This is a genomic window from Ectothiorhodospiraceae bacterium BW-2 (assembly GCA_008375315.1).
In the GTDB taxonomy this organism is placed as follows: Bacteria; Pseudomonadota; Gammaproteobacteria; order Thiohalomonadales; family Thiohalomonadaceae; genus BW-2.
This window is the reverse complement of the sequence record CP032507.1, coordinates 3,030,200-3,046,799: the sequence shown is the minus strand read 5'-3', so window position 1 is coordinate 3,046,799 and position 16,600 is coordinate 3,030,200. Positions and strand designations below refer to the sequence as shown.

The following is a 16,600-nucleotide window of genomic DNA, read 5'->3' as shown; positions in this document are numbered from 1 at the left end:
ATGTTAGCCGAACCGACCGAACTACTGCTCTGGGCCAGAGGGCCGGGCTTTGAGTGGGCTGTGCTGATATTTATCGCCGGAGTGATTATCCGTATTATCGAAATTGTGGTGCTAAGCCGCAAAACCGATCTGGCTCCGGCTCGACCCATCTCGCACGGCTCAGGAGTGAAGACTATCTGGAGCCGCTTTAGCTCTATGCCGGCGCTCAATAGCCAGACCGCGATCACCTACGGTGCCGGTTATCTGTTCCATATCGGACTGCTAGCCACAATCTTTTTTGCCATGCCCCACATTGAGATCTTCCGCCATCTATTCGGCTTCGGCTGGCCGGCACTGCCGACGATGGTCATCGATATTCTGACTGTGCTGGCGCTGGTCTCTATGATCGTGCTACTGATTGACCGTATTCATAATCCGGTCAAAAGGATGCTGTCAACGTTGGGGGACTATGTCGCTTGGGTGGTCACCTTTCTGCCGCTACTTACCGGCTATCTCGCCTACCACCATATGCTGCTCCCCTATCCGCAGATGTTAACGCTGCATATTTTAAGTGCCGAGCTACTACTGGTGCTGCTGCCATTTACCAAACTGGCTCACGCTTTTACTATCTTTATTGCCCGCTGGTACACCGGCGATAACTTCGGACGCAAGGGGGTGGCCTCATGAGCGCTTCACTCGAAAAGGGGGTGCGCGAGTTTCGCGCCGTTATTGATGGACCGATAGCTAGCTACTTCTCTAGCTGTATTCACTGCGGCCTCTGTGCCGAGGCGTGTCTCTTCTATACTGAGACCGGGGAGGAGAAGTACACCCCGATCTATAAACTCGAACCCTTGCGCCGACTCTGGCAGCAGGAGTACACCCTACTCGGTAAAGTGGGTACTAAGCTTGGATTATCGAAACCGATTACCGATGATGAGCTGGCCGAGTGGGCTCCGCTAGTCTATGATAGCTGCTCTATGTGTGGCCGCTGCTCTATGGTCTGTCCGGCCGGTAACGATATCGCCTACATGATTCGCAAAATGCGTGAAGGGATGGCCGCTGCCGGCCACGCTCCAGAGGGGATTATCGGCGCTGCGACCCGTGCGGTCGAACTCGGTAGCCCGATGGGGGTCAAACTACCGGCGGTTAAAGCGCAAGCAAAACATATCGAGGCTGCCGTCGGCTTTGAGGTGCCGTTTGATCAAGAGGGGAGCGACTATATGCTGCTGCTCTCCTCAATGGAGATTATGAACTACCCCGAGTATCTCGAAGCGGTGGCGAAGATATTCCATCAGGCAGGCAAGAGCTGGACTCTCTCCTCGACCGCCTTTGAGGCGACCAACTCCGGCATTCAAATTGGCTCATCCGATATCGCCCGTGAACTGGTGAGCCGAGTGGTGAAGGCGGCTGAAGATCTCAAAGTCGGCACGGTGATTAGCCCCGAGTGTGGTCACGCCTTTAGCGCCATTCGTTGGGAGGGGCCTAATCTGATTGGCCGCCCCTACCGCTTTGAGGTTAAGCACATTTTGGAAATTTTAGATGAACTCAGAGCACAAAAATTGATCAAAATCGCTGATAAGGAGAGTAGCCGTCTCACCTATCACGACCCGTGCCAGATCGCTCGTCGGGGTGGCGTGGTCGAGCAGCCTCGCAGGCTACTAGCCGAGGTGGCGGAGAACTTTGTCGAAATGGCCGACCACGGTACCATGAACTGGTGCTGCGGCGCCGGCGGCGGCGTCAGTGCTAACGAGCGGGCTGAGCCTTTGAAAATGAAGGCGTTTAAGCGCAAGAAGCGCCAGATCGAAGAGCTTGATATTGAAGTACTCGTTACCGCCTGCGCTAACTGCCGCATTCAGCTCGAAGAGGGGCTGGAGGAGAACAATATCGATCTACCGGTTTGGGGTCTGACAGAGATGATCGCCGAACATCTACAGGAGGAGAGATCATGAGCGCCACGGTCATTGAACAGACAGCCTCGCTGCCGCCATCGATACAGCGACAGCTAGCCGCCACTCTGATTATCCCCTACCGTAACTTCTGCGAAGACTCCCGCCTAGAACAGATTCTGGCGGTCATGCAGGGGGGCGGCGGCGATAACGAACTCCAAGCGGTACGACAGTTAGCTCAATCGCTGGTTGTTGATCGCCATACCCGCTGTGGTGCGGAGGGGGATTGGCAGGAGCAGGCGGGCTACTTTATCGCTCGCGCCGCAGCGGCAGCCATCGCTGTGACCCCGAAAGGGGGGGCTATCCCTAAAGTGGTACAAAATTGCCGCATGGCCGCTAGCTGTGCCGCTCTCGCCCATGGTGAAGAGAGCGATATTAGCAGCGAACAGATCACCGAAATTGAACAGTTCCTGGCACAACAGAAAGGAGAGCAGCCATGAGCGAACGGATTGTCGTCGATCCCGTTACCCGTATTGAGGGCCATCTACGCATTGAGGCCGAAACCGAAGAGGGCACTATTACCCGCGCCTCTAGCAGCGGCACCATGGTGCGAGGTATCGAAATTATCTTGCGTGGTCGCGATCCTCGTGACGCGTGGGCCTTTGCGCAGCGAATTTGTGGCGTCTGTACGCTAGTACACGGCATCGCCTCAGTCCGTTCGGTTGAGGACGCCTTAAAAATCGAACTGCCCCATAACGCCGAGCTCATTCGCAACCTGATGATCGCCGGACAGTATATCCACGACCATGTGATGCACTTCTACCATCTGCACGCCCTCGATTGGGTCGATGTGGTCTCGGCACTCAAGGCCGATCCGAAAGCGACTTCAGAGCTGGCGCAGTCGATTAGCCGCTATGCTAAATCCTCCCCCGGCTACTTTGCCGATATTCAAAAACGGGTTAAGGATCTGGTCGAATCGGGCCAACTCGGCATCTTTGCTAACGGCTACTGGGGCCACCCCGGCTACAAACTGCCGCCGGAGGCCAATCTGATGGCGGTAGCCCACTATCTAGAGGCGCTCACATGGCAGCGCAATGTGGCCAAACTGCATACCATCTTCGGCGGTAAAAATCCCCACCCCAACTTCTTGGTCGGCGGCGTTCCCTGTGCGATTAGCATCGAAGCCGAGATTCGGGGAGGGGCTGCGGGCACCGGCGCTACCTCGCTCAATATGGCTGGCCTACAGCAGGTACAGCAGATTATTGGTGAGATGCGTGACTTTGTCGAGCAGGTCTATCTCCCCGATACTTTAGCGATTGCCAGCTTTTATAAAGATTGGTTCAAACAGGGCGAGGGGGTCGGTAACTTTTTAACCTATGGTGACTTTCCGGCTACCTCATTTAGCGATACTTCCGGCTTTTTAATCCCCCGTGGTGCGATTCTCAACCGTGATCTATCGGCAATTCATGCGGTAGATTTGAATGATCGAGAGCAGATTCAAGAGTTTGTCGATCACTCTTGGTATCGCTACCGCGGTGGGGAGGGGCGTGGCCTCCACCCCTATGAGGGTGAGACCGAGTTTAACTACAGCGGCCCTAAACCCCCTTATGACCATCTCGATGTCGATAACCGCTACTCTTGGCTTAAGTCGCCCCGTTGGAAGGGACACGCGGTTGAGGTCGGCCCGTTAGCACGGGTGCTAATGCTCTACGCGACCGGCCATGAGCCGACTCGTGAGCTAGCAGGATTTGCGCTGCAAAAACTCGATCTGCCGCTAGAGGCGCTCTACTCTACCATGGGGCGCACGGCAGCCCGTACTTTAGAGAGTAAGATTTTGGTCGAGCAGATGCAGGGGTGGTTCGATCAGTTACTGGCTAATATCCGCAGCGGCGATCTAAAGACTTTTAATGAGAGTCGTTGGGAGCCCTCCACTTGGCCTAAGGAGTCGCGTGGTGCCGGCTATATGGAGGCCCCCCGAGGTGCCCTAGGCCACTGGATTGTGATTAAAGATGGGGTGATAGATAACTATCAGGCTGTCGTCCCAAGCACTTGGAACGCCGGTCCTCGCGACCATCAGGGGACTATCGGCCCCTATGAGGCGGCGCTGGCCGGTCATAAAATGGCCGATATTCATCAACCGCTGGAGATTCTGCGCACTATCCATAGCTTTGATCCCTGCATCGCCTGTGCTGTCCATCTGACCGATCCCGACAGCGGCGAACAGATTCAGGTGAAGGTGCGTTAACCCGCCTGCCACCCAGATAACGCAGATAGTGCTAAATTAGCTGCACTACTCGACAAAATCGTGGACAATCGCGGCCATTATCAGCATAATGGCCGCGTTTTTGTATTGATCTGTTCTTGTTCTGTTAACCTACCCAATGCCGCTCGTTGTGAATACTCTACCAATCCCCCCTACCCTACTGCTGTTAAATGGCCCTAACCTTAACCTATTAGGAACCCGTGAACCGAGCCACTACGGTGTCGAGAGGCTCGATTCCATCGTCGCCACGCTGCAACAGCAAGCAACTACCGCTGGCTATCGACTACACCATCTACAGAGTAATAGTGAAACGGCGCTGATTGAGCGTATTCATCAGGCCAGAGAGGAGCAGATTGCTGGCATTATTATTAATCCGGCTGCCTTTAGCCATACCAGTATCGCCCTGCGTGATGCGCTAAGTGGTGTCTCGATCCCCTTTATCGAAATACACCTCTCTAATATTCATGCCAGAGAACCCTTTCGCCACCACTCCTACTGCTCCGATATTGCCGCCGGCGTCATAGTGGGTTTAGGGGGGTATGGCTATCAGCTAGCACTATCGGCCATGATACATCGGCTGGAAACTGTGCCGGCGGCGACCTAACCTGCCCCCTCCTTCGCTTTTGACGGGGCGGGCCACACGACTATGAGATTTAAACTTAGAGGGTAATACCTGTGGATATTCGTAAAATAAAAAAGCTGATTGAACTGTTGGACGACTCCGGTGTCGCCGAAATCGAGATTAAAGAGGGGGAGGAGTCGGTGCGAATCTGCCGCTATGCCCAACCTGCGCCTATCGCACCGGCTCCTCCCCCTTTCGCCGCGCCTGCCGCACTAGCGCCAGAGAGCACTTCGAACCGTAACGATGAGGTCGCTATTCCCACAGGCCATCTTATCACCTCGCCGATTGTCGGTACCTTCTACCGCTCCTCCTCGCCTAGTAGTAAGCCGTTTACTGAGATCGGCCGCCAGGTGGAGGCGGGGGAGACTCTGTGTATTATTGAGGCGATGAAGATTATGAACCAAATCGAAGCCGATAAGTCGGGCGTCGTTAAGGATATTTTGGTCGATAACGGCGAACCGGTCGAGTTTGGTCAGCCACTGTTTGTTATTGAGTAGGAGCTTAAGGCAATGTTCGATAAAATAGTGATCGCCAATCGGGGTGAAATTGCGCTGCGTATCCTACGCGCCTGTAGCGAAATGGGGATAAAGACGGTCGCAATCCACTCCATGGCCGATCGCGACTTAAAACATGTGCGCTTAGCCGATGAGTCGGTCTGTGTCGGTCCGGCGGCCTCTGCCGAGAGCTATCTTAATATCCCCGCGCTAATTAGTGCCGCTGAGGTGACCGATGCGATGGCTATCCATCCTGGCTACGGCTTTTTATCGGAAAATGCTGACTTTGCCGAACGGGTCGAACAGAGCGGTTTTACCTTTATCGGCCCTCGTCCCGACACTATTCGATTGATGGGGGATAAGGTCTCCGCCATTGAGGCGATGAAGCAGGCCGGTGTGCCGACCGTTCCCGGCTCCAATGGCCCGTTAGGTAAGGAGGATGCGACCAATCTGGCCTTAGCACATAAAATCGGCTATCCGATTATTATCAAGGCCGCAGGTGGGGGGGGAGGACGGGGAATGCGGGTCGTCCACTCCGAATCGAACCTACTCGATGCCATCGCCCTAACCCGCTCTGAGGCGGGCTCCTTTTTTGGTAACGAGATGGTCTATATGGAGAAGTTTCTCCAAAACCCGCGCCATATCGAAGTTCAGGTGCTGGCCGATACCTATGGCCATGCGATCCATCTCGGTGAGCGCGACTGCTCGATGCAGCGCCGTCACCAAAAGGTGCTAGAGGAGGCCCCTGCCCCTGGTATCTCCCCCGAACTACGGGCCGAAATTGGGGCCCGTTGCGCTAAAGCGTGTGTCGATATCGGCTACCGTGGCGCGGGTACCTTTGAGTTTCTCTACGAAGAGGGTCAGTTCTACTTTATCGAGATGAATACTCGAATTCAGGTCGAGCATCCGGTCACTGAAATGATCACCGGCGTCGATATTGTGAAAGAGCAGATCCGAATTGCTGCCGGCGAGCCGCTCGCCTATCGCCAGAGCGATATTCAGCTACAGGGGCACGCGATTGAGTGCCGTATTAACGCCGAAGATCCAGAGAAGTTTATGCCCTCCCCCGGCAAGATCACCTCGGCCCATATGCCCGGCGGGCCAGGGGTGCGGGTCGATTCGCATATCTATGAGAGCTACACTGTCCCTCCCCACTACGACTCGATGATCGGTAAAATTATTACCCACGGTGAGAATCGCGATGTCGCTATCGCCCGTATGCGGACCGCCCTACAAGAGACGATTATCGAAGGGATTAAGACCAATATCCCGCTCCATCGGGAGCTGCTGCGCGACTGCCAGTTTCTTCAGGGGGGAACCAATATCCACTACTTAGAGAAGAGGCTGGAGCGATAGGATGGCTAGCTGGCAACAGCTTACTCTATTAAGTCACGCCCTTGAGGCCGAGCTGTGGGAGGCGCGACTATTTGAGCTCGGTGCGCTAGCGGTAACGCTACGAGACGGTAAAGATGAGCCGCTCTATGAGCCGCCGCTCGGCACCACGCCGCTGTGGCAGACGACCCAAGTGACGGCGCTATTTGAAGCCGATGCGCCGCTTAGAGCCCAGCTAGACCAGCTCGCCCTCTCACTGGCGCTACCGGAGTACCAAATTGTACCGCTAGCCGATCAGGTGTGGGAGCGTAGCTGGATGGAGGGGTTTGAACCGATGCGATTTGGTCGGCGACTCTGGATCGTCCCCAGTTGGCATACCCCACCACCACAACCGGAGGCTGTCAATATTCTTCTCGATCCCGGTATCGCCTTTGGTACCGGAACCCACGCCACCACTCGCCTCTGTCTGGAGTGGCTCGATAGCCACGCCGCTGAGCTAAGCGCAAAGCACTGGATCGATTTTGGCTGCGGTTCGGGGATTTTAGCTATCGCCGCCGCTAAACTAGGGGCAGGCCATATCGATGCTATCGATATCGATCCCCAAGCGGTGGCCGCGACCTGCCGCAATCGGGATGATAACGGTATCACACCGGCTCAACTTGTCGCCACCTGCGGTGAGAGGGTGCCGCTGGGAGAGCGAGTCGATGGCGTTATCGCCAATATTCTAGCCACCCCCCTCATTGAGTTCGCCCCCCAGCTCAGTGCCAAAATTAGACCCGGGGGGTGGTTGGTGCTCTCCGGTATTCTGTCCGAGCAGGCCGAGACGGTTGCGTCAGCCTATCGCTCCACTATCGATCTTGCCCCAGCCACTGAACTCAATGGCTGGGTTCGCATCGAGGGGCGACGCTACTTATCGAACTGAAAGTGGGCGCTATTTTGCTGTAGTCGTGCCGCCATCTGCTGTAGCTGTTCGGCCATCTCAGTCACGCGCGAGCTACTATCGGCATTGTGGCTATTTTTATCGCTAATGGCATTCACGCTACGACTGACATCTTCGGCTACCGAGCTCTGCTCTCTAGCTGCGGCTGCGATGTGGGTACTCATATCGGTAATCGCATTCACCGCTTCGGTAATCTGCTCTAAGCTCTCGCCGGCACGATTGGCCTGCTCAACACTCTGATCGGTCAGTTGCCGACTAGAGGTCATCGCCTCTACGGCACTTTCGGTACCGTTTTGCAGCTTCTCGATCATCTGCTGAATCTCACCGGTCGCCTCCTGAGTTCGCGATGCGAGGGTCCGCACCTCATCGGCAACAACGGCAAAACCACGCCCCTGCTCCCCGGCACGCGCCGCCTCAATCGCGGCATTGAGCGCTAACAGATTGGTCTGATCGGCAATCGCCCGAATCGTCTCCAAAATCGTACCGATATTTTCGCTATCACGATTTACCTGCTGAATTAGCTCGGCGGTAGAGCTGATCGTATTGGACATCCTCTCAATGACCTTCAGTGTATCACTCACTACTTTACGACCAGAGGCGGCCTGGGCATCGGCAAGGGAGGCCGACTCTGCTGCCTGAGAGGCCTGCTGTGCCACCTCACTGCTGCTTGCGGTCAACTCGGTCACCGCTGTCGCTACCATGTCGGTCTCATTGCGCTGCTCGGAGATGGTATTCATAAAGCTACCCGAGAGCGTAGAGAGGTTCGCCGAGGCATCGACTAGTTGAATCGTACCGCTTATCATCCCCTGTAGTAGCTGACCGAGCCTGCTCTTCATCGCGGTTAAATCTTGACAGAGCTGACCTAGCTCATCGTGCTGATGGCGCCTACCGACACAGATCGGGTGCGAACTCAAATTGCCCTCGGCAACTGAACCGATTTCAGCGGCGACCTTACCGATGCCGCCTAACAGATCAAGCACGATATTAAGCAGATAACCAAACACTCCCAATAGAATCACCGCGCCAATGATCATAATCCAGTTAATTCCCCCTAAAACGCTCTCTAGCTCCTTCAACTGGCTCCCAGTTAGGCTGTTAGAGCTCTGCAGTAGCTGCTCGACTTGGGTTGTAATTCGACTCGCCTCAGCATCAAAACTGGCCATCATTGAGTTACCACCAGCCGGTCCCTGCGCAATATATGCCTGAGCCATCTTCTGCCCTGCCTGATAGTAACTCTCGAACTGTTGTCGAATCTGGCCATAGCTGTTGCGATTATCGCTATCGAGTTCCGAAAGCTCATCGAGTATCCCTCTGACAAGAGTAGCGTGCTCTGCGGCCACCTCAAAGCCGTCATTGAGACCATCCTGCCCCCGAGTCGCACTAATATCGGTTAACCACTGCTGCACCTGTACCACATGAAAGCGCAGCTCATGCGTTTTGGTCAGAAGGGGCACGGAGTGGTACTCAATTTGGTCATTGAGGCGGTTAGCATCGACCATCACCAGAAACACCAGCACAATCAACAGCAGAAACCCTGCTCCCATCACGACAGCAAACCAAGAAAATTTTTGGCGTAAACTCATTATCCACCTTCCGTTTTTGATATAGTCTCGATATTAATTTAACTGCCTTAGCTGGCACATCTGTGCGTTATCCATACCGCTCCAGTCGGCAGGCAGCTCAAGCAACTTGAATCATATCCCTAGTGCCTATCATAACCCGAAACGATTTGAGAACTACAGCGACTTTTCACCATGCAGACCCGTTGTCCTAGCTGCCACACCCTATTTCGTCTCCCCCTAGAGCAGGTCGTTCTCTCCCGTGGAGAGGTGCGCTGTGGCCAGTGTCTGACAACCTTTAACTCCATTGATGCTCTAGTCACCCCAGAGGGCGAGCCGCTAAAACGGCCAACCTTAACCCAAATCGTCCCCGACATTACTCCCGCCCACTCAACGCCACCACCGGAGCGGCTCTTTTTGCCGATCGATGAGGAGGATATCGCCCAGCTACTACAAGATAGCCACCAGCCCAAACCCGATCCGGCCTCCCCGCCACCTAGTTTGACCCCGATTATCCCCCACCACCCCTTTACCTTGGTAACAGAGCCGCAGTGGACTGCCAATCCTGCCCCCTCCTCCCCCCCCAAGCCGATCCGCTATCGTCAACGACAGCGGATCCGTCACGCGGCGACACCGAGCCGGTTACAGCGTATAGGGCAGCGACTGCTACTGCTACTACTATTAACGACTTTGGTAGCACAGCTCCTCTACTGGCAATGGCAACCGCTGTTACACCACCCCCAGGGGCGAGCGCTGCTACAGACGATCTGTCACCATGTTCACTGCTCCCTGCCGCCCCAACAAGATCTACAACAGCTTAAGCTGCTAGAGAGCACCATTACCAGCCACCCCCTCTATCAAAATGGGCTACGCATTAGCGCTCGTCTCCATAATTTGGCCGATTTTTCCCAGCCGTGGCCGCGGCTACAGCTACGACTGCACGATATCTCTAGCCATCAGATTGCCGCACGCACCTTCACCTCGGCACACTATCTTACCGCACCTGTAGAGGCGCTGTTTCCGCCCCGAACCACCGTCGATATTGGACTAGATATTGCCGATAGCAGTGCCGCCGCCATCGGTTTTACCCTAACGATACTACCTTCGGAGTAATCCACTATGCTTCGTCGTCTCCATATTCGTCACTACGCCATCGTCTCAGAGTTAACGCTGGAGTTTCACCGTGGCATGACCGTCTTGAGCGGTGAGACGGGTGCTGGCAAATCGATTCTGCTCGATGCCCTCGGCCTCACCCTAGGCGATCGCGCCGACAGCCACGATATCGCCGCTAAAGAGCAGCGAGCCGATATCTCCGCCAATTTCGATATCGATAATCTGCCACTTATCCACCAGTGGCTAGCTGAGCGCGAACTCGATGAGGAGGGGGGAGAGTGCATCATTCGGCGCACCATCAATCGTGATGGTCGCTCCCGCGCCTATATTAATGGCCAAGCCGTCCCGCTGCGTCATATTCGCGAACTAGGAGAGCATCTGATTGAGCTCCACGGCCAGCACGCCCATCAAAATCTACTCAAAGCGGCGGTGCAGCGCCAACAGCTCGATCTCTACTGCCATCAACCCACACTGTTACAGCAGGTGCAGCAGAGCTACCACCACTGGCATCGATTACTCCAACAGCAGCAGCAGCTACAACAGCGCCAGCAGCAGCGCCAAGATAGACTCGATCTGCTCCTTTTTCAGACCAATGAACTACAGCAACTCAATCTACAGCCAGGCGAGTTAGAGCAGATTGAACAGGATCACCGTCGCCTCAGCCATCTACAGGAGATTGTCAGTAGCTGCCAACAGGCGCTCTTCTTGCTAGAGGAGAGCGAGCAGGCGGCGATTAACTCCACTTTAGTGAGGGTGAGTGAGGATATCGCCGGCCTAGCCGAGCTCGATCCCGCACTGCAAAGCTGTGCCGAACTGCTCGATTCAGCCTCTATTCAGCTAACCGAAGCGATTAACGAACTGCGCCACTATAGCGACCGGCTAGAGCTCGATCCAGAGCGGCAGCAGCAATTAGAGCAGCGACTTGCCGATATTCAACAGCTCGCCCGCAAACAGCGCATCGCCCCCCATGAGCTGCCAGAGCGGCTACAGCAGCTACAGCAGGAGCTGCAACAGCTACAGAATCAAGACGAGTTGAGCCAACAGCTCGATACTCAAATCGCACAGGCGCTTGTGGACTATCAACAGCTAGCGCAACAGTTAACGGTCATACGGCAGCAGGGGGCACAAGAGCTAGCGGCGATTGTCACCAAAACCATGCGCAATCTAGGCATGAGTAAGGGGGAGTTGCAGATTCTACTCCAGCCCCAAACCGCCCCTTGCGCCTACGGCAATGAGGAGATCAGCTTTCAAATCAGCCTCAATCCGGGACAGCCGCTGCGGCCACTAGAACGGGTCGCCTCAGGGGGCGAGCTCTCTCGCATCAGCCTAGCCATTCAGGTCAATAGCGCAGATCAGAGTCGAATTCCGACCATGATTTTCGATGAGATTGATGTCGGCATCGGCGGACAGACCGCCGCTATGGTCGGCCAACTGCTGCGACGGTTAGGAGAGCGGTGCCAAGTGATCTGCGTCACCCATCAACCCCAAGTGGCCGCCAGTGGCCACCTCCACTACCAGATCAGCAAGCTACAGAGCGATACCCACACCGAGACCCGCGTCACGCCACTCAATGAGACCCAACGCATTAGCGAGATCGCCCGTATGTCGGGTGGGCTAGAGATGACCGAGGAGACACTCAACCATGCTGCAACGATGATTGAGCGGATGCAGACAAAATAAAACGAGCCGGCATACCCTAACGGGCAGCCGGCTAAAAAGGTTCAGTTTGAACCCAAAGGAGAAGTAAACTCTTTTACCTAGTCATCTGCGGCCATGAAGCCGAGCAGATGGAGCAGACTGGTGAAGAGATTGTAGATAGAGACATAGAGGGTGACGGTCGCCATAATATAGTTGGTCTCGCCTCCGTGAATAATATTGCTAGTCTCATAGAGGATGAGCCCCGCCATCAGCAGCACAAACATGGCGGAGACCGCTAGCGATAGCCCCGGCATCTCGAAGAAGAAGGCGGCTAGACCGGCGATAAAGGCGACCAGAATTCCCACCATCAGGAAGCTGCCCATAAAGCTAAAGTCACGACGACTGACTAGCGCATAGCCAGAGAGACCCAAAAAGATAATGCCAGTGCCCCCCATCGCCATCATCACAATCTCAGCCCCATTCGGCAGCGACAGATAGCTGTTGAGGATCGGCCCTAAGGTATATCCCATAAAGCCGGTTAGCGCAAAGACAAACAGAATCCCGAGCGAGCTGTTACGAAACTTAGTTGTCGCGAACAGCAGACCAAAATAGCCGATTAGGGTGATAATGATACCCGGGTGGGGTAGGTTAAGCGCCATCGATACCCCAGCGACCAGAGCACTAAATAGCAGTGTCATTGAGAGCAACGAGTAGGTATTGCGCAAAACCTTGTTAGTTGAGACCAGCGAGCCCTGCGGCTGCGCGGTCGATTGTAGGGTTTCAGAAGAGGCATTAGGCCAGTTCATAACTCACTCCTTAATTAATAATCAACATGAGGTAAGGGTTAAACGACACCTTTCACAATGGTAGTGGCACGACGAGAGTTCAATAGAGACGACCACCGCGCCATACCATTACGATTTGATTGAGAGCATAATGGAACTCACGGCATAAATAAACTCGAATATAACTGATGAACAGTTCGGAAAAGACGAATTATGATTAACTACAAACATCTCTACTACTTTTGGTGTGTCGCTCGCGACGGGACAATTAGCCGCGCTAGTGAGCGACTCCACCTGACCCCACAGACAATTAGTGGTCAAATTAGTCTGCTAGAGGAGCAGCTCGGGGAGCCGCTATTTACCCGAACCGGACGCCAGTTACAGTTGACCGACTCCGGTCGCTTTGCCCTCGGCTATGCCAACGAGATCTTCTCCCTCGGCAGCGAACTAGAGCAGATATTGCGCCACCCGCCCTCCCAAACGCGACTGCCATTTCGGGTCGGCATTGCCGATGTGGTGCCCAAATCGATCGCCTACCGCCTATTAGCCCCCGCCTTCGCGTTCGATAAACCGATTAAGCTCATCTGCCGCGAAGGTTCAGTCGAGCCGCTACTCGCCGAACTCGCGCTACACCGACTCGATCTAGTGATTGCCGACTCCCCTCTGCCGAGCAGTGTCAGTATTCGTGGCTATACCCATCCGCTAGGCCATAGCGGTATTTCGTTTATGGCGACCCCAGCACTCGCGCAACAGCTTAGTACTCCATTCCCGCAACTCCTTGATCGCCAACCCATGATGCTCCCCGGGAAGTCAACCGCTATTCGTAGCCGCCTGACAGAGTGGTTTGAGCGCCACCATCTGTTGCCGCAAATTGTGGCCGAGTTTGACGACAGCGCTCTGATGAAGGCGTTCGGTCGCGCCGGCAACGGCATCTTTATCACCCCCACCGTCATAGCGACTGAGGTAGAGCAGCAGTTCGACGCAGTCACCCTCGGTCAAACCACCGAGGTTGAAGAGCACTACTACGCCATCTCGATAGAGCGCAAAATCACCCATCCGGCCATCGCTCTCATTACCACCACCGCCCGCCAGTGGCTCACCTCACACCAGTGTCAATAAGATGCCAGCCGTGGCCGCTGATCCAATAACCCCAGCCACATTTGGCCCCATCGCATGCATTAGCAGCACATTGTGGCGGTTACTCTCCAGACCGACACGGTTGACCACCCGCGCTGACATCGGGACCGCCGAAACGCCAGCGGCGCCGATAAGCGGATTAATCGCCCCACCAGTCAGGCGATACATCAGCTTGCCCATTAAGATCCCACTAGCCGTACCAATAGTAAACGCTATCGCGCCTAACGCCAAAATGCCTAAAGTCTGTAGCGTTAAAAAGGTATCTGCGCTCAATCTCGACCCCACCGCCAGCCCTAGCAGCAGGGTGACGCTATTGATAATCTCATTTTGCGCCGCGCGACTTAACCGCTCAACCACACCCGCCTCTCGCAGCAGATTCCCAAAGGAGAGCATACCAATCAGTGGCACCGCCGCCGGCAGAAAGAGTAGCGTTAACAGTAGCAGTAGCAGCGGAAACAGAATCCGCTCCTGAGAGGTGACCTCTCGTAGCTCTCGCATCGGCGTCATCCGCTCCGCCTCGGTCGTTAATAGCCGCATCACCGGCGGCTGTAGCAGCGGCACTAGCGCCATGTAGGAGTAGGCCGCTACCGCAATCGCCCCTAGTAGCTCTGGCGCTAATCTGGAGGCGAGAAAGATCGCCGTCGGTCCATCGGCCCCGCCAATCATGGCCACTGCCGCCGCCTGCTCCAGAGAGAACGAAAAACCGGGCAGATAGTTCAGCAGCAGCGCACCTAAGAGGGTAGCGAAGATACCAAACTGTGCCGCAGCCCCTAGTAGTAGCGTCACCGGTCGGGCAATGAGCGCCGAGAAGTCGGTTAACGCCCCTACCCCCATAAAAATCAGCAATGGAAAGAGCCCTGAGGCGACACCTAGATGGTAAATTTGACCTAAAAACTGCCCCGGCTCGGCGATCGCCGCTAACGGCGTATTGGCCAATACCGCCCCAAAACCTATCGGTAGCAGCAGCAGCGGCTCATAACGACGCCCAATCGCTAAATAGATCAACCCTAGCCCCACCGCTACCATTATTAGCTCGCCCCAACCGATGTGAGCTAGGCCGGTGGCATGCCACAGGGCGATTAACCGCTCTAGCATGGCTGCAACTGTAGCAGCGGGCTCCTAACCGCTACCTCCTCACCGGCCGTGACCAAAATCTTATCGACCACCCCATCAGTCGAGGCGGCAAGCTCTGTCTCCATCTTCATCGCCTCTAAAATCAGCAGCGTCTCACCACTCGCGACTCTCGCCCCCTCCTGCACCATAATTTTCACCACCCGCCCCGCCATCGGTGCAGTCACTACCTCTCTAGGTAGGGTTGTCTCTTTGAGCGGGGTCACTCTCTCTATCTCTCCGACCTCAGAGACCTTCACCCGATAATTTCTCCCCTCCACGGTCACTTCGTAGGTGGCAGCTGTGGCCGTTGTAGCTGTTGGTGCCGGTGTTGGTGCCGGTGTTGGTGTTGGCTCTGGCTCAAAAGCGTCGGGAAGGTGGCGCTGTTGCAGAAACTTTAGCCCCACCTGCGGAAACTGAGCATAGATGAGCGTATCCTCATCGGGCGACGACGATAGCTCAAACTGATGCTGCCGCGCTAGTTCGGCTAGCTCAGCGGTCAGCGACGCCAATTCAGGGGGGAGGCTGTCGGCAGGGCGAGAGTGAATCACGACCTCCCCCTGCTGACAGACTCGCTGCTGTAGCGCCGTATCGACAGTCGCTGGCGTAGCACCGTACTCCCCCCGCAACAGCGCCGCCGTTTCGCGACTAATGGTGCGGTAGCGCTCCCCCGCAAGGACATTCATCACCGCTTGGGTAGCGACAATTTGCGAAGTCGGGGTCACTAGCGGCGGATAGCCTAACTCACGGCGTACCTTGGGAATGTCGGCTAACACCTCATCGAGCCGATGTTGCGCCTGCTGTTGCCGTAACTGACTCTCCAGATTGGTTAACATCCCGCCTGGCACCTGGGAGACCAGAATTCGACTATCCACCCCGCGCAGACTCCCCTCAAACGCCTGATAGCGCTGCCGTACCTGCCGAAACCAAGCGGCAATCTGCTCTAGCTGTTTAAGATCAAGCCCTGTCTCGCGGTCACTCTGCTGCAGCATCGCCACCACCGATTCAGTGGCAGAGTGGCCATAGGTCTGCGACATGGAGGAGATAGCGCAGTCGAGAATATCGACCCCCGCCTCAGCCGCTTTCAAAGCGGTGGCGGTACTGAGGCCGGTCGTGGCATGGCTATGGAGCGCAAGCGGTAGATCAACCCGCTCCTTTAGCCGACTCACTAGCTCATAGGCGTTATAGGGGGTCAATAGCCCCGCCATATCCTTAATCGCAATCGAGTGGCACCCCATCTGCTGTAGCTCCTGCCCTTGAGTCACAAACTGCTCTAGTGTATGGACGGGACTAACGGTATAGCAGATCGTGCCTTGGGGGTGTTTACCCGCTTTTAGGGTCGCCTCAATCGCCGTTTTTAGGTTGCGCAGATCGTTGAGCGCATCAAAAATACGGAAAATATCGACACCGTTGCGAGCGGCATGGTGGACAAATCGCTCGACCACATCATCGGCATAGTGGCGATAGCCGAGTAGATTCTGCCCCCGCAGCAGCATCTGCTGCGGCGTCTTCGGCATGGCACTTTTTAACGCCCGCAGTCGCTGCCACGGATCTTCACCTAAATAGCGAATAGCCGCATCGAAGGTCGCCCCGCCCCAGCTCTCGATCGACCAGTAACCTACGCTATCGAGCTTATCGGCTATCGGTAACATATCTTGCAGTCGCATACGGGTCGCTAATAGCGACTGGTGGGCATCTCGTAATACAACCTCGGTGATGGCTAACGGGGGGAGAGACATAGC

At 55.5% G+C, this 16,600-nt stretch carries 15 protein-coding genes; 11 read left to right on the top strand and 4 right to left on the bottom strand.

What is annotated here, in order from left to right; all coding sequences use genetic code 11:
• From D5085_14470 to D5085_14435, 8 genes are all read left to right on the top strand, one after another.
• The gene (locus D5085_14470; GenBank protein QEP44219.1) at positions 1–666 is read left to right on the top strand and encodes a hypothetical protein; all 666 of its coding nucleotides are present in this window, start codon (positions 1–3) and stop codon (positions 664–666) included.
• Entirely contained in the window at positions 663–1,928 is a 1,266-nt protein-coding gene (locus D5085_14465; protein ID QEP44218.1) for a (Fe-S)-binding protein, read from the top strand. The genes D5085_14470 and D5085_14465 overlap by 4 nt, the downstream gene beginning before the upstream one ends.
• Complete coding sequence (locus tag D5085_14460) at positions 1,925–2,365, top strand: hypothetical protein (GenBank protein ID QEP44217.1); 441 nt, start codon at positions 1,925–1,927, stop codon at positions 2,363–2,365. Before D5085_14465 ends, D5085_14460 begins: the two co-directional genes overlap by 4 nt.
• Positions 2,362–4,110, top strand: a complete 1,749-nt coding sequence (locus tag D5085_14455; GenBank protein QEP44216.1) for a nickel-dependent hydrogenase large subunit — start codon at positions 2,362–2,364, stop codon at positions 4,108–4,110. The genes D5085_14460 and D5085_14455 overlap by 4 nt, the downstream gene beginning before the upstream one ends.
• A 136-nt stretch (positions 4,111–4,246) precedes the next feature.
• The gene (gene aroQ / locus D5085_14450) at positions 4,247–4,732 is read left to right on the top strand and encodes a type II 3-dehydroquinate dehydratase (protein ID QEP44215.1); all 486 of its coding nucleotides are present in this window, start codon (positions 4,247–4,249) and stop codon (positions 4,730–4,732) included.
• Between the two features lie 71 nt (positions 4,733–4,803).
• Positions 4,804–5,247 carry an acetyl-CoA carboxylase biotin carboxyl carrier protein gene (locus D5085_14445; GenBank protein ID QEP44214.1) on the top strand — a complete coding sequence of 148 codons (444 nt, stop codon included), beginning with the start codon at positions 4,804–4,806 and terminating at the stop codon, positions 5,245–5,247.
• Positions 5,248–5,259: 12 nt separating this feature from the next.
• Complete coding sequence (accC, locus tag D5085_14440) at positions 5,260–6,600, top strand: acetyl-CoA carboxylase biotin carboxylase subunit (GenBank protein QEP44213.1); 1,341 nt, start codon at positions 5,260–5,262, stop codon at positions 6,598–6,600.
• 1 nt (position 6,601) lies between these two features.
• Complete coding sequence (locus D5085_14435) at positions 6,602–7,498, top strand: 50S ribosomal protein L11 methyltransferase (GenBank protein ID QEP44212.1); 897 nt, start codon at positions 6,602–6,604, stop codon at positions 7,496–7,498.
• On the opposite strand, the gene D5085_14430 is transcribed toward D5085_14435, so the two are convergent.
• Positions 7,483–9,099 (bottom strand): methyl-accepting chemotaxis protein, encoded by a 1,617-nt coding sequence (locus D5085_14430; protein QEP44211.1) that lies wholly within the window; start codon positions 9,097–9,099, stop codon positions 7,483–7,485. The genes D5085_14435 and D5085_14430 overlap by 16 nt on opposite strands.
• Positions 9,100–9,270: 171 nt before the next feature.
• Here D5085_14430 and D5085_14425 point away from each other — a divergent pair, with 171 nt between their 5' ends.
• Both D5085_14425 and recN read left to right on the top strand, forming a co-directional pair.
• On the top strand, positions 9,271–10,188 hold the full coding sequence (locus tag D5085_14425; protein QEP44210.1) for a DUF3426 domain-containing protein: 918 nt from the start codon (positions 9,271–9,273) through the stop codon (positions 10,186–10,188).
• 6 nt (positions 10,189–10,194) lie between these two features.
• A complete protein-coding gene (gene recN / locus D5085_14420) occupies positions 10,195–11,868 on the top strand; it encodes a DNA repair protein RecN (GenBank protein ID QEP44209.1) in 1,674 nt (557 codons plus the stop codon).
• Positions 11,869–11,945: 77 nt separating this feature from the next.
• On the opposite strand, the gene D5085_14415 is transcribed toward recN, so the two are convergent.
• Positions 11,946–12,632, bottom strand: coding sequence for a Bax inhibitor-1/YccA family protein (locus D5085_14415; GenBank protein ID QEP44208.1), 687 nt, complete (start codon positions 12,630–12,632; stop codon positions 11,946–11,948).
• Positions 12,633–12,824: 192 nt separating this feature from the next.
• Here D5085_14415 and nhaR point away from each other — a divergent pair, with 192 nt between their 5' ends.
• Positions 12,825–13,730, top strand: coding sequence for a transcriptional activator NhaR (nhaR, locus tag D5085_14410; protein ID QEP44207.1), 906 nt, complete (start codon positions 12,825–12,827; stop codon positions 13,728–13,730).
• Here nhaR and D5085_14405 read toward each other — a convergent pair.
• Positions 13,713–14,843: a sodium ion-translocating decarboxylase subunit beta gene (locus D5085_14405; GenBank protein ID QEP44206.1), complete on the bottom strand. Its 1,131-nt coding sequence runs from the start codon at positions 14,841–14,843 to the stop codon at positions 13,713–13,715. The two genes, nhaR and D5085_14405, sit on opposite strands and share 18 nt — an antisense overlap.
• Entirely contained in the window at positions 14,837–16,597 is a 1,761-nt protein-coding gene (gene oadA / locus D5085_14400; GenBank protein QEP44205.1) for an oxaloacetate decarboxylase subunit alpha, read from the bottom strand. The genes D5085_14405 and oadA overlap by 7 nt, the downstream gene beginning before the upstream one ends.
• Positions 16,598–16,600: the final 3 nt, after the last annotated feature.